The 13,517-nt window shown below is 65.0% G+C and carries 11 protein-coding genes; 6 read left to right on the top strand and 5 right to left on the bottom strand.

Translation table 11 applies throughout. The annotated features are described in order from the left end of the window. Positions 1-12: 12 nt before the first annotated feature. From secD to queA, 4 genes are all read right to left on the bottom strand, one after another. The gene (gene secD, locus VSR82_RS12930; RefSeq protein WP_429460876.1) at positions 13-2,103 is read right to left on the bottom strand and encodes a protein translocase subunit SecD; all 2,091 of its coding nucleotides are present in this window, start codon (positions 2,101-2,103) and stop codon (positions 13-15) included. Between the two features lie 116 nt (positions 2,104-2,219). Next, positions 2,220-2,549 carry a preprotein translocase subunit YajC gene (gene yajC, locus VSR82_RS12925; protein ID WP_176109522.1) on the bottom strand — a complete coding sequence of 110 codons (330 nt, stop codon included), beginning with the start codon at positions 2,547-2,549 and terminating at the stop codon, positions 2,220-2,222. 210 nt (positions 2,550-2,759) lie between these two features. Further along, positions 2,760-3,950, bottom strand: a complete 1,191-nt coding sequence (gene tgt, locus VSR82_RS12920) for a tRNA guanosine(34) transglycosylase Tgt (protein WP_368587619.1) — start codon at positions 3,948-3,950, stop codon at positions 2,760-2,762. Positions 3,951-4,064: 114 nt separating this feature from the next. Beyond that, positions 4,065-5,123, bottom strand: coding sequence for a tRNA preQ1(34) S-adenosylmethionine ribosyltransferase-isomerase QueA (gene queA, locus VSR82_RS12915; RefSeq protein WP_429460874.1), 1,059 nt, complete (start codon positions 5,121-5,123; stop codon positions 4,065-4,067). Between the two features lie 190 nt (positions 5,124-5,313). On the opposite strand from queA, the gene recG reads away from it, so the two are divergent. The 6 genes from recG to ubiA all read left to right on the top strand — a co-directional run bounded on the left by recG (position 5,314) and on the right by ubiA (position 12,515). Further along, positions 5,314-7,611 (top strand): ATP-dependent DNA helicase RecG, encoded by a 2,298-nt coding sequence (gene recG, locus VSR82_RS12910; protein ID WP_429460872.1) that lies wholly within the window; start codon positions 5,314-5,316, stop codon positions 7,609-7,611. 104 nt (positions 7,612-7,715) lie between these two features. Further along, the gene (locus tag VSR82_RS12905; RefSeq protein WP_013088477.1) at positions 7,716-8,675 is read left to right on the top strand and encodes a LysR substrate-binding domain-containing protein; all 960 of its coding nucleotides are present in this window, start codon (positions 7,716-7,718) and stop codon (positions 8,673-8,675) included. Positions 8,676-9,049: 374 nt separating this feature from the next. Continuing rightward, positions 9,050-10,504 (top strand): catalase, encoded by a 1,455-nt coding sequence (locus VSR82_RS12900; protein ID WP_429460870.1) that lies wholly within the window; start codon positions 9,050-9,052, stop codon positions 10,502-10,504. 95 nt (positions 10,505-10,599) lie between these two features. Then, a complete protein-coding gene (locus VSR82_RS12895) occupies positions 10,600-10,764 on the top strand; it encodes a hypothetical protein (protein ID WP_410848122.1) in 165 nt (54 codons plus the stop codon). A gap of 155 nt (positions 10,765-10,919) precedes the next feature. Beyond that, positions 10,920-11,417 (top strand): Dps family protein, encoded by a 498-nt coding sequence (locus tag VSR82_RS12890; protein ID WP_018431894.1) that lies wholly within the window; start codon positions 10,920-10,922, stop codon positions 11,415-11,417. 234 nt (positions 11,418-11,651) lie between these two features. Next, on the top strand, positions 11,652-12,515 hold the full coding sequence (ubiA, locus tag VSR82_RS12885; protein WP_176109515.1) for a 4-hydroxybenzoate octaprenyltransferase: 864 nt from the start codon (positions 11,652-11,654) through the stop codon (positions 12,513-12,515). Positions 12,516-12,646: 131 nt separating this feature from the next. Here the strand turns inward: ubiA and proC are convergent, their stop codons facing one another. Then, positions 12,647-13,462: a pyrroline-5-carboxylate reductase gene (proC, locus tag VSR82_RS12880; protein WP_429460867.1), complete on the bottom strand. Its 816-nt coding sequence runs from the start codon at positions 13,460-13,462 to the stop codon at positions 12,647-12,649. Between the last annotated feature and the right edge of the window lie 55 nt (positions 13,463-13,517).

Below are 13,517 nucleotides of genomic sequence, written 5' to 3'. Positions count from 1 at the left end.
GTTCTCCGGGACTCAGCGGGATGAACCCGGTTTCTGCGGCGTCGAGCTATTCGACGTCGGCGTGCCCGGCGCATTGCGGCGGCGCACGGTCGGCTTCGTGCGACCCTGCGCGCCGGCTGCAGCCGGTGCCTTCGAGCTTGCCTTCGCGCTCGCCTTCGCCGTAGCGATGGCCTGCGCGGTGTCGGTCGCGGCGTCGCTGCTGCCGAGGCCGCCGGCATAAGCAGCGGAGCCGGCGGCTGCCGCTTGCGGACGCCAAACCTGGCCGATCGACAGCGACTTCAGCTTCTTCTTGCCGCCGTACCAGAAGTTGACGAGGCCGCGCGAGAAGAACACCGCCGAGAACATCGACGTCAGAATGCCGATACAGTGGACGATCGCGAAACCGCGCACCGGACCCGAGCCGAACGCGAGCAGAGCGAGGCCGGCGATCAGCGTGGTCACGTTCGAGTCGAGAATCGTCGCCCATGCGTGCGCGTAGCCGTTCTGGATGGCCAGTTGCGGCGGCGCGCCGTTGCGCAGCTCTTCGCGTACGCGCTCGTTGATCAGCACGTTCGCGTCGATCGCCATACCGAGCGCCAGCGCGATAGCGGCGATACCCGGCAGCGTGAGCGTGGCCTGCAGCATCGACAGCACCGCGACCAGCAGCAGCAGGTTCACGGACAGGCCGATCATCGAGATCACGCCGAACAGCATGTAGTACGCAATCATGAACACGGCGATCGCCGCGAAGCCCCATACGACCGAGTGGAAGCCCTTCTTGATGTTGTCGGCGCCGAGGCTCGGGCCGATCGTGCGTTCCTCGATGATTTCCATCGGCGCGGCGAGCGAACCGGCGCGCAGCAGCAGCGCGAGGTCGGCGGCCGCTTGCGGGGTCGGCTGGCCGGTGATCTGGAAGCGGTCGCCCAGTTCCGACTGGATGGTCGCGACCGTCAGCACTTCGCCCTTGCCGCGCTCGAACAGCACCATCGCCATCGGCTTGCCGATGTTGTCGCGCGACACCGCGCGCACCGCGCGGCCGCCGGCCGAGTCGAGACGGATGTTGACCGACGGACGCTGATGTTCGTCGAAGCCCGCCGATGCGTCGATGATGCGGTCGCCGGTGAAGATCACCTGCTTGCGCAGCAGCACCGGCGCCTGGTTGCCTTGCGTGAAGAGTTCGTCGCCCGGCGGCACCGGGTCGTTCGGGTTCGGATGCGTGTTGACCGGGTCGGCGAGGCGCGCTTCGAGCGTCGCCGTGCGGCCGATGATGTCCTTCGCCTTCGCGGTGTCCTGCACGCCCGGCAGCTCGACCACGATGCGGTCCGCGCCCTGTTGCTGGATCACCGGCTCGGCCACGCCGAGTTCGTTCACGCGGTTATGCAGCGTCGTGATGTTCTGCTTGAGCGCGGCGTCCTGCACCGCGCGCTGCACGGCCGGCGTGAAAGTGCCGACCAGCTGCACGCCGCCGTCCGCGCCGGTGTTCGGCTGCGAGGTCCATTGGAGTTCGCTGACGCCGCGGCCCAGCAGCTTGAGGGCCGCGTCCGCCGTGGCCTGATCGGCCAGATTCACCACCACCGACTGGTTCACGCGATTCACGCCGCCGTCGCGGACGTTGTTGTCGCGCAGCAGCGTGCGCACGTCCGAGGCGTCCGAATCGAGCTTCTTGTTCAGTGCGCCGGCCATGTCGACCTGCAGCAGGAAGTGCACGCCGCCGCGCAGGTCCAGACCGAGGTACATCGGCAGTGCGCGCAGCGCGGTCATCCAGGTGGGCGACGCGCTTTGCAGGTTCAGTGCGACGATGTATTGCGGATCGTTCGGATCGCTATTGAGCGTCTTTTGCAGCAGGTCTTTCACGCGCAGCTGCGTGTCCGTGTCCGTCAGGCGCACGCGGATGTTCGCGTTGTTCTGCGAGTTGTCGAACGTGACCGCGGTCGGCTTGATCTGATTGCCCGCGAGCGCGGCTTCGACCGACGCCAGCGTGGTGGCGTCGAGCCTGACCGTGGCCTTGCCGCTCGACACCTGCACCGCCGGCGCTTCGCCGTACAGATTGGGCAGCGTGTACACGAGGCCGATGACCAGAGCCACCAGCATCACGGCGTATTTCCAGAGGGGGTAGCGATTCATGAGTGGTCCAACGGGAAGGTTGGCTTGGATGCGATGCGTCCGGCGATTAGCGCGGGCCGTTCAGCGAAGTGCCTGAACCGCCGGCGAGGCCGCGCCGGACGCGAGGAGTGCAGGCCTTACAGCGACTTGATCGTGCCCTTCGGGAGAATTGTCGTGACCGACGCCTTCTGCACGGTAATTTCCGTGCCTTCCGAGATTTCGATGCCGACGTAGGCTTCGCCCACCTTCGTCACCTTGCCGACGATACCGCCGTTCGTCACGACTTCATCGCCCTTGGCCATCGCTGCGAGCATGTTGCGATGTTCCTTCTGACGCTTCATTTGCGGGCGAATCATGATGAAGTACAGCACGCCGAACATCAGGATCAGCGGCAGGAAGCTCATCAGGTTCGATTCGACACCACCTGCTGCAGCGCCTTGGGCGAAGGCATTGGAAATGAACGACACGTTGGTCTCTCCGTTATTGGTCAAACAAACGAACAAAAAATCAGCCGATTATTCTACCACCGGCCACACGCACGCCGGCACGGCGAATCGGCTTTGCGATCAACCGTTTAAAGGTCCGATGCGGGGCAAATCCAGCGGCCAGCGAAAGCAAATTGTAAGTTGTCCGCGTGCGGCATGGGCAGTCTTCAGCGGCATTCGCGTACCGGGCCGTCAGGACGACGGTTCGACGCCGCGCGACCGATCTTCGTGAAAGCGCTTGCGGAACGCGTCGAACAGCTTCGCCTCGATCGCATCGCGCATTTCCTGCATCAGTTCGAGGTAGTAGTGCAGGTTGTGGATCGTGTTCAGCTGCGCGCCGAGGATTTCGCCGACGCGATGCAGGTGGTGCAGATAGCCGCGCGTGAAGTTGCGGCAGGTGTAGCAGCCGCATTGCTCGTCGAGCGGGCGCAGCGAGTTCTTGTGCGTCGCGTTGCGGATCTTGATGTCGCCGAAGCGCGTGAACAGCCAGCCGTTGCGCGCGTTGCGCGTCGGCATCACGCAGTCGAACATGTCGACGCCGGCCGCGACGCCGGCCACCAGGTCTTCCGGCGTGCCGACGCCCATCAGGTAGTGCGGCTTGTTGGCCGGCAGCTTCGGGCCGATGTGGTTCAGGATCCGCATCATGTCTTCCTTCGGCTCGCCGACCGACAGACCGCCGATCGCGAGGCCGTGGAAGTTCTTCTCGGCGAGGCCGGCGAGCGACTCGTCGCGCAAGTCCTCGAACATGCCGCCCTGCACGATGCCGAAGAGGGCATTCGGATTGCCGAGGCGCTGGAATTCGTCGATCGAGCGCTGGGCCCAGCGCATCGACATGCGCATCGATTCGGCCGCGTCCTTGTGCGAGGTCGGGATGTTGTTGGTCGCGTACGGCGTGCATTCGTCGAACTGCATCACGATGTCGGAGTTCAGCACCTTCTGGATCTGCATCGACACTTCCGGCGACAGGAACAGCCGGTCGCCGTTGATCGGCGACGCGAACGTGACGCCGTCCTCGGTGATCTTGCGCAGATCGCCAAGCGAGAACACCTGGAAACCGCCCGAGTCGGTCAGGATCGGCTTCTTCCAGCCCATGAAGCCGTGCAGGCCGCCGTGCGCTTCGATCGTTTCGAGGCCGGGCCGCAGCCACAGGTGAAACGTATTGCCGAGGATGATCTGCGCGTGCATTTCGTCGAGCTCGCGCGGCTGGACCGCCTTCACGGTGCCATAGGTGCCGACCGGCATGAAGATCGGCGTCTCCACCACGCCGTGATTGAGCGTGACGCGGCCGCGGCGCGCGAGGCCGTCGGTGCCGAGCAGTTCGAATTTGAGGCCATTCTCCGGGCGCTCGTGGGCAGGATGCTGCGAGAGATGACCAAGGGTCATGGGGATTACTCCTGTGCTACCGGAAAACAGTCCGGCGCAATCAATGAAAACCGCCACGAGGGATCGCGGCGGTTGGGAAAACAGCCAATACGCTGATGCAGTGCTCGAACCGGCTTAGGCATCTCGCCGCGTCAGCAGCATCGCGTCACCGTAGCTGAAAAAGCGATAACGCTCGTCGATCGCGTGACGATACGCGGCGCGAACCGTCTCGACACCGGCGAACGCCGACACCAGCATCAGCAGCGTCGACTTCGGCAAATGGAAGTTCGTGACCAGCCGGTCGACCACGCGGAAGCGGTAGCCCGGCGTGATGAAGATGTCGGTTTCGGCGCTCGCCGCGGCGAGCGGATGGCCGGCCGCTTCGGCGTCGCGCGCGGCGGCTTCGAGCGCGCGCATCGAGGTCGTGCCGACCGCGATCACGCGGTTGCCGCGCGCTTTGGTCGCAGCAATCTTGTCCGCCAGCGCTTGCGGCAGGTGATACCACTCGCTGTGCATCTTGTGCTCGGCGATGTTCTCGACCCGCACCGGCTGGAACGTGCCCGCGCCAACGTGCAGCGTCAGCGTCGCGCGTTCGATGCCGAGGGCGTCGAGCCTCGCGAGCAGCGCGTCGTCGAAGTGCAGGCCGGCGGTCGGCGCGGCGACCGCGCCCGGGTTCTGCGCGTACACGGTCTGATAGCGGGTTTCGTCGGTCGCGTCGGGATCGTGCTCGATGTACGGCGGCAGCGGCAGACGGCCGTATTGCTCGATCAGCGTCAGGCAGTCGTCGGGGAAGTGCAGCGTGTAGAACTGGTCGACGCGCTCGCCGACGGTGACGTCGAACGCATCCGCGAGACGGATCGTCGTGCCCGCCTGCGGGCTCTTGCTCGCGCGGATCTGCGCAAGCACGCTGCGCTCGCCGGTCAGCCGCTCGACCAGCACTTCGACCTTGCCGCCGCTCGCTTTCTGGCCGAAGAAGCGCGCCTTCAGCACTTTGGTGTCATTGAAGACCAGCAGATCGCCCGGCGCGAGGCACTCCGGCAAGTCGGTAAAGCGGCGGTCGATCAGGCGCGCGGCGCCGTCGGCGGCGCCCGCGGCGTCCACGTCGAGCAGACGGCTTGCGCTGCGCTCGGGCAGCGCGACTTGCGCGATCAGCTCGGGCGGCAGATCGAAATCGAAATCGGAAAGCGTAAACATGCGAACGACTGGAAGCGGATTGGTACTGATTTGGGACTGAATTGAGCCGAAGCCGGAGCCGGGCGGCTATGATGGCGGGACGCCGAAGCGGCCCGCGTGCGCGTTGAGCCGCATCTTGCCCACGCTGGATGCGCGCAGAGCGGCACGTTTTTTTTCGACAGCAGCCGATATTGTACTTGCGAAGCAGCTCATGCCTTTGTCCGACCGCCGATCGTCCGTTGCCACCCTCGAAGCGGGCGCCGAACCGCGGCGCCGTGGTGCGCGAGCGGAGGCGGGCGACCGAGACGCAGAAGGCGGCGCGCAAGGCGGCATGATCGCCGCGGGCCAGGATGCCGGGCGCGACGGCGACCCCGCGAGCGACGACAAACCCGCCGCCAAAACCAAAGCCGCGGCGAAGGCCGCCGCCAAACCCGCAGCCAAAGCCCCCGTCAAAACCGCCGACAAGCTCGCCAAACTCGGCCTCACACGCGACATCGACCTCGTGCTGCATCTGCCGATGCGCTACGAAGACGAAACCTCGCTGACGCCGATCGGTCATCTGCTGCCCGGCGGTATCGCGCAAACCGAAGGCGTGGTGTTCGACAACGAGATCGCCTATCGCCCACGCCGGCAGCTGCTCGTGAAGCTGCGCGACGCCGACGGCGACGAACTGGTGCTCCGTTTTCTGAATTTCTACGGCTCGCAGGTCAAGCAGATGGCGGTCGGCGCGCGCCTGCGCGTGCGCGGCGACGTGCGCGGCGGCTTTTTCGGCATGGAGATGGTGCATCCGGCCGTGCGCGTCGTCGATGAAGACACGCCGCTGCCGCAGGCGCTGACACCGGTCTATCCGAGCACCGCAGGCGTGTCGCAGGCGTACCTGCGCAAGGCGATCGACAACGCGCTCGCGCGCACGTCACTGCCGGAGCTGCTGCCCGCGCCGGTCGCACGCGCGTTTCTCGAACCGCTCGGCGTGCCGGCGCTGATGGACGCGGTGCGCACGCTCCATCATCCGGGCGTGCAGTCTGACGAAACAGCGTTGATCGACGGCACGCATCCGGCCTGGGTGCGCATCAAGTTCGAGGAGCTGCTCGCGCAGCAGATGTCGCTGAAGCGCGCGCACGACGAGCGGCGCAACCGCGCCGCGCCGGCGATGCCGCGCCGCAAGCTCGGTGACGACTCGGCGCTGGTCGCGCGTCTGTTGAAGGCGCTGCCGTTTTCGCTGACGGCCGCGCAGCAGCGCGTCGGCGGCGAGATCGCGCTCGATCTGACACAGCCGCATCCGATGCAGCGGCTGTTGCAGGGCGACGTCGGCAGCGGCAAGACGATCGTCGCGGCGCTCGCGGCCGCGCAGGCGATCGACGCCGGCTACCAGGCCGCGCTGATGGCGCCGACCGAAATCCTCGCCGAGCAGCACGCGCGCAAGTTGCGCGGCTGGCTCGAGCCGCTCGGCGTGAACGTCGCGTGGCTCGCGGGCAGTCTGAAGACGAAGGAGAAGCGCGCCGCGATCGAAGCGGCCGCGCTCGGCACCGCGCAGCTGGTGATCGGCACGCACGCGATCATTCAGGACGCGGTCGAGTTCGCGCGCCTCGGGCTCGTGATCGTCGACGAACAGCATCGTTTCGGCGTCGCGCAACGGCTCGCGCTGCGCGCGAAGGCTCAGGGCGCCGCCGACGGCGCGTCCGACTTCCAGCCGCATCAGCTGATGATGTCCGCGACGCCGATTCCGCGCACGCTCGCGATGACCTACTACGCAGACCTCGACGTCTCCACGATCGACGAACTGCCGCCGGGCCGCACGCCGATTCTCACGAAGCTCGTGTCCGACGCGCGCCGCGAAGAGGTGATCGGCCGCGTGCGCGAGGCGGCGCTGACGGGGCGCCAGGTGTATTGGGTGTGTCCCCTGATCGAGGAAAGCGAGACGTTGCAGCTGCAAACCGCGGTCGAGACCTACGAGACGCTCGTGGCCGCGCTGCCCGAGCTCAAAGTCGGGCTCGTGCACGGGCGCCTCGCGCCCGCCGAAAAGGCCACGGTGATGGACGCGTTCTCGCGCAACGAGATCCAGCTGCTGGTGGCGACCACGGTGATCGAGGTGGGCGTCGACGTGCCGAACGCGTCGCTGATGGTGATCGAGCACGCGGAGCGCTTCGGTCTCGCGCAGCTGCACCAGTTGCGCGGGCGGGTGGGGCGCGGCAGCGCCGCGTCGGTCTGCGTGCTGCTGTACACCGGACCGCTGTCGATGACCGCGCGCGCGCGCCTGCAAACGATGCGCGAAACCACCGACGGCTTCGAGATCGCCCGCCGCGACCTCGAAATCCGCGGGCCCGGCGAGTTCCTCGGCGCGCGGCAGTCGGGCGCGGCGATGCTGCGTTTCGCCGACCTGCAAAACGATCAGCACCTGATCGAGCCCGCGCGCGAAGCCGCCGCGATACTGCTGGACCAGTATCCGGACGTGGTCATCCAGCATCTGGCGCGCTGGCTCGGCGCGCGCGAGCAATTTCTGAAAGCCTGAGTGCGAGCCCTCCGCCACGAACGGAACGGCTAAAAGGTTGGCGAACCGACCCTATAGGTGTATAACTAGAACCTATCGAATCTATCGCACTGATTGATCCCCGAATGACGCTCACCGAATTGAAATACATCGTGGCGGTTGCGCGCGAGCGGCACTTCGGCCGGGCCGCCGAAGCGTGTTTCGTCAGCCAGCCCACGCTGTCCGTCGCCATCAAGAAGCTCGAAGACGAGCTGAACGTGCAGATTTTCGAGCGCGGCACCAGCGAGGTCAGCGTCACGCCGATCGGCGAACAGATCGTCACGCAGGCGCAACGCGTGCTGGAGCAGACGCTCGCGATCAAGGAAATCGCCAAGCAGGGCAAGGACCCGCTGGTCGGTCCGCTGCGCCTCGGCGTGATCTACACGATCGGACCCTACCTGCTGCCCACGCTCGTCAAGCAGATGATCCAGCGCGTGCCGCAGATGCCGCTGATGCTGCAGGAAAATTACACGCTGAAGCTGATCGAACTGCTCAAGCAGGGCGAAATCGACGTCGCGATCATGGCGTTGCCGTTTCCCGAAACCGGTTTGATGCTGCGTCCGCTGTACGACGAGCCGTTCGTCGTCGCATTGCCGTCCGGTCACGCGTGGGAAGGCCGCTCGAAGATCGACCCCGATGATCTGAAGCAGGAAACCATGCTGCTGCTCGGCAGCGGCCACTGCTTCCGCGATCATGTGCTAGGCGTGTGCCCCGAGCTGATGCGCTTTTCGCAGAATGCGGACGGTATCCAGAAGACCTTCGAGGGCTCGTCGCTCGAGACGATTCGTCATATGGTCGCGAGCGGCGTCGGCATTACCGTGCTGCCGCGCATGTCGGTGCACGAGGTCAAGCCGCATGCGGGCGGTATCGACGCGGGCCTGCTCAGCTATGTCGCGTTCGACGAGCCGGTACCCGATCGCCGCGTCGTGCTGGCATGGCGCAAGAGCTTCACGCGGATGCCCGCGATCGATGCGATCTGCGAGGCAATCGCCGCGTGCGAACTGCCGGGCGTCAAAAAACTCGATCTGCCCGCTGCCGTCAACTGACGTGCCATCCCGCGCAGCCGCGCCGCACAACGGCGCGGCCTGCCGCGAAAAAGGGCGCGAACTCTATCGAATAGATTAAATTAATCAAATACGAATATTCAATAGTTATTGCTATAGTTTCCTCCATGGATCGCCCGATCCCCTTATTCGATAAGGCTCAGGAGGAAAACATCATGCAAGCGGTTTCTCAGCCCATCCACGCTTTTCCCGCCCAACCGATCATCACGGCCGTCGCGCCGAGTATCCGCACGGTCGCGATGTCGTTGCTGGTCGACCGGGTGCTGGCCGCCTGACGTGCCTACCCATGACGGCGTCCGTCCCGCACGGATGCCGCGCGATTTCCTCTGATCCAATAAAACCACGCAGGAGTGCCAATGTCCGAACGTAAGCTCACCAATGCCGCCGGCGCGCCCGTCGCCGATAACCAGAACTCGATGACCGCCGGCCCGCGCGGCCCGGTCGTGCTTCAAGATGTCTGGCTGCTCGAAAAGCTCGCGCACTTCGATCGCGAAGTGATTCCCGAGCGTCGCGTTCACGCGAAGGGTTCGGGCGCGTTCGGCACACTGACGGTCACGCACGACATCTCGCGCTACACGAAGGCGAAGGTATTCGCGCAGGTCGGCAAGGAAACGCAGCTTTTCATGCGCTTTTCGACGGTGGCCGGCGAGCGTGGCGCGGCCGACGCCGAGCGCGACGTGCGCGGCTTCTCGATCAAGTTCTACACCGAGGAAGGCAACTGGGACGTGGTCGGCAACAACACGCCGGTGTTCTTCATCCGCGATCCGCTGAAGTTTCCGGACTTCATTCATACGCAGAAGCGTGATCCGTACACGAACCTGCGCAGCAACGTCGCCGCGTGGGATTTCTGGTCGCGTCATCCGGAGTCGCTGCATCAGGTGACGATTCTGATGAGCGATCGAGGGATTCCGAAGAACTACCGGCAGATGCACGGCTTCGGCTCGCACACGTACTCGTTCATCAACGCGAACAATGAGCGTTTCTGGGTCAAGTTCCACTTCAAGTCGCAGCAGGGCATCGAGAACTTCACCGACGCCGAAGCCGCGCAGGTGGTCGCCAATGACCGCGAAAGCGCGCAGCGCGATCTGGTGAACAGCATCGACGCGGGCAACTTCCCGAAGTGGCGCTTCGCGATTCAGGTGATGCCCGAAGCGGATGCGGCGAACTACCGCTTCAACCCGTTCGACATCACGAAGGTGTGGTCGCAGAAGGACTATCCTTTGATCGACGTCGGCACGATCGAGTTGAACCGCAACGCGGCGAACTATTTCGCGGACGTCGAGCAGGCGGCGTTCACGCCGGCGAACGTGGTGCCGGGCATCGGCTTTTCGCCTGACCGTCTGTTGCAGGGGCGTCTGTTCTCGTACGGCGATACGCAGCGTTACCGGCTCGGCATCAATCATCACCAGATTCCGGTGAATGCGCCGCGCGTGCCGAACCCGCATTCGTTCCATCGCGACGGCGCGATGCGCACCGACGGCAATCTCGGCGGCAACGTGAATTACGAGCCGAATCGCTTCGGCGACTTCGCGCAGGACGCGAACGCATCGGAGCCACCGCTCGCGGCGGGCGCGGTCGCGCGTTACGAGCATCGCGAGGACGACGACTACTACACGCAGCCGCGCATGCTGTTCGCGCTGTTCGACGACGCGCAGCGTCAGCGTCTGTTCGGCAATATCGCGCGACATATCAACGGTGTGCCGCGGGAGATCATCGCGCGCCAGATCGAGCATTTCCGCCGCGCCGATCCGGCTTACGCGGAAGGTGTGATCGCGGCGCTCGCCGCGTTGCAGGAAGGCAGAAACCGCTAGGCGTCCAGTACGCGGCCCATGGCAACGCAGTAGCACAGTAATCGACGGCGCAGCGCGTTGCTGCGGCCGTCACGAGACGAACCGGGAGTACGATCATGATTCAGATGATGATGGCAAGCATCGGCGGTCCGACCGCCACGCCGAGCATGCAGGCGCAACGGCAGGTGTTGATGTTGCGCAAGGCGATGGGCGTTGCGATCGTCGCGAGCGGCTTTGCGGTAATCGCCGCGCAGGCGTTGCAACACGCGCTGCGCGGCTGAGCGCAGTACCGCCAGGATGGCGGCGCGGCAAGGCTCCCGAGCACGCCTTGAGCGAAGCTTGCGGCAATTCACGCTACACTGTCGAACGGTTTTATTCGTGTTTCCGCAGACCGTCATCTGCCGACCGGTTCGTATCACTCTTCGAAGGAGTCATCATGGCCAAGAAAGAAGCCGCAGCAGCCGTACAGCACGTCAACATCGGGATCAGCGACAAGGATCGCAAGAAGATCGCCGAAGGGTTGTCGCGTTTGCTCGCCGATACCTACACGCTGTACCTGAAGACCCACAACTTCCACTGGAACGTCACGGGTCCGATGTTCAACACGCTGCATCTGATGTTCGAAACGCAGTACAACGAACTCGCGCTCGCAGTCGACTCGATCGCCGAACGTATCCGCGCATTGGGCGTGCATGCGCCGGGCACCTACAAGGATTTCGCGAAGCTGTCGTCGATTCCTGAAGCGGACGGCGTGCCGGCCGCGGAAGACATGATCCGCCAGCTGGTCGAAGGCCAGGAAGCGGTGGTGCGCACCGCGCGCGCGATCTTCCCGGCGACGGAAGCCGCCAACGACGAGCCGACCGCCGACCTGCTCACGCAACGCATGCAGACGCACGAAAAGACCGCGTGGATGCTGCGCTCGCTGCTCGCGTGATTTGGCGCGGCTAAGCCGGCCGAGTCACGTTCGAATGCAGGTGCGGGCAACAGCCGCGCCGTGATAGAAACGCACAAGCCTCCCTGTACGGGAGGCTTTGTTTTTTGCGCCGCCGCCGCGTGATGCAGGAGTGCGAGCGCCAGCCACTTCGATACCCGGCCAGATGAATTCAGAGCCGCCGTGCGCTTCCCGTAAAATAGGCGCACCGTGTTCGCACTTCACCGAATTCGTCCCATGTTCGCCCGACTTCCCCTGTATCTGCGCCTCGTGCGCATGGACAAGCCGATCGGCAGCCTGCTGCTGCTGTGGCCGACGCTCAACGCGCTATGGATCGCTTCCGGCGGTCATCCGTCGTGGCAATTGCTGGTGATCTTCACGCTCGGCACGGTGCTGATGCGCTCAGCCGGCTGCGCGATCAACGACTACGCGGACCGCGATTTCGATCGCCACGTGAAGCGCACCGAAAACCGGCCGATCACGTCGGGCAAGATCAATGCGTGGGAAGCGGTCGTGCTGGCCACCGTGCTGTCGCTGATCGCGTTTCTGCTGATCCAGCCGCTCAATGCGTTGACCAAGGAGTTGTCGGTGGTCGCGCTGTTCGTCGCCGGCACGTATCCGTTCATGAAGCGCTTCTTCGCGATTCCGCAGGCGTATCTGGGCATCGCGTTCGGCTTCGGCATTCCGATGGCGTTCGCCGCGGTGCTGGATCACGTGCCGCTGCTCGCATGGGTGATGCTGGTCGCGAACATCTTCTGGGCCGTTGCATACGACACCGAATACGCGATGGTCGATCGCGACGACGACATCAAGATCGGCATCCGCACGTCGGCGCTGACCTTCGGTCGCTTCGACGTGGCCGCGGTCATGCTGTGTTATGCGGTGACGCTGGGGATTTACGTCGGCATCGGCCTGACGCTCGGGTTTGGTCTGCTGTACTGGCTTGGCTGGGCGGTCGCGGTGGGTTGCGCGATCTATCACTACACGCTGATCCGCAATCGCGAGCGGATGCCGTGCTTTGCCGCGTTCCGTCACAACAACTGGCTCGGCGGCGCGTTGTTCGCGGGGATCGCCGCGCATTACGCGGTGACTTCGTTTTAATTCGCGCCAGCGAGTTTCTGGCTTCACGCCGCTGCTGCATCTGCACGCCGTAGGCGCCTGCCCTGAATGGAAAAGGGCAGACGCGCTACGGCGTTTTTGTTTCCGCTATTTGCTGTCGACGCCGATTCGCATTACTGCTTGCCGAACTCGTCGCCCATCTCGCGCGCCCGCGCGTCCGCGGCCAGCGCGCCGCGCACGATCGCATCCTTGATGCCGCTCGCGTCGAACGAGGCGAGCGCTGCCGCGGTCGTGCCGCCTTTCGAGGTCACGCGTTCGCGCAGCACGCTCGGCGGCTCGTCGGAATTGGCCGCGAGTTGCGCGGCGCCCGTGAAGGTCGCGACCGCAAGCGCGCGGCCCTGCGCTTCGTCCATACCGAGCTGGCGCGCGGCTTCCTGCAGCGCTTCGATGAAATAGAACACGTAGGCCGGCCCGCTGCCCGAGATCGCGGTCACAGCGTCGATCTTCGCTTCATCGTCGAACCAGACGTTTTCGCCGACCGCGCCGAGCACCTGCGACGCGAGCGCGCGGCCCGCTTCGTCGACGCTGCCGCTGGCGACGAGACCCGTCACGCCCATGCCGATCAGCGCCGGCGTATTCGGCATCACGCGCACGATGCGGCTGTGGCCATTCAGCCAGCGCGACATGTCGCCGATGCGGATGCCCGCGACGATGCTGACGATCAGTTGCGACGCGCGCAGATGCGGCGCCAGCGTCTCGGCGACGCTCTTCAGGATCTGCGGCTTCACCGCGAGCACGACCGCGTCGTAGTCGGCGAGCGTGCCGTCGGCGGCCGCGCCGGTGCGGATGCCGAATTGCTGCTCGTTGCGCCTGCGCGCGTCTTCGTTCGGATCGATCGCGTACAGGTCCGCGGGCGCGGTGCCCCGCTTGATGAGGCCGCCGATCAACGCCGCGGCCATGTTGCCGCCGCCGATAAACGCAATTTTCATGATGGTCCGGATAGGTTCAGATGAGATGCGGTGAGGACTTCGCGCAGCCAGGTTC

It is taken from the genome of Burkholderia sp. JPY481, from assembly GCF_038900515.1.
Taxonomy (GTDB): domain Bacteria; phylum Pseudomonadota; class Gammaproteobacteria; order Burkholderiales; family Burkholderiaceae; genus Paraburkholderia; species Paraburkholderia youngii.
The sequence above is the reverse complement of the archived record's forward strand: the minus strand, read 5'-3'. Positions and strand labels throughout refer to the sequence as shown.

Bases quoted from the DNA above. Each gene is read 5' to 3' on its own strand.
- VSR82_RS12905 (WP_013088477.1), top strand. From the start codon at position 7,716: ATGACGCTCACCGAATTGAAATACATCGTGGCGGTTGCGCGCGAGCGG.
- VSR82_RS12895 (WP_410848122.1), top strand. From the start codon at position 10,600: ATGATTCAGATGATGATGGCAAGCATCGGCGGTCCGACCGCCACGCCG.
- VSR82_RS12900 (WP_429460870.1), top strand. From the start codon at position 9,050: ATGTCCGAACGTAAGCTCACCAATGCCGCCGGCGCGCCCGTCGCCGAT.
- secD (WP_429460876.1), bottom strand. From the start codon at position 2,103: ATGAATCGCTACCCCCTCTGGAAATACGCCGTGATGCTGGTGGCTCTG.
- queA (WP_429460874.1), bottom strand. From the start codon at position 5,123: ATGTTTACGCTTTCCGATTTCGATTTCGATCTGCCGCCCGAGCTGATC.
- recG (WP_429460872.1), top strand. From the start codon at position 5,314: ATGCCTTTGTCCGACCGCCGATCGTCCGTTGCCACCCTCGAAGCGGGC.
- VSR82_RS12890 (WP_018431894.1), top strand. From the start codon at position 10,920: ATGGCCAAGAAAGAAGCCGCAGCAGCCGTACAGCACGTCAACATCGGG.
- ubiA (WP_176109515.1), top strand. From the start codon at position 11,652: ATGTTCGCCCGACTTCCCCTGTATCTGCGCCTCGTGCGCATGGACAAG.
- proC (WP_429460867.1), bottom strand. From the start codon at position 13,462: ATGAAAATTGCGTTTATCGGCGGCGGCAACATGGCCGCGGCGTTGATC.
- tgt (WP_368587619.1), bottom strand. From the start codon at position 3,950: ATGACCCTTGGTCATCTCTCGCAGCATCCTGCCCACGAGCGCCCGGAG.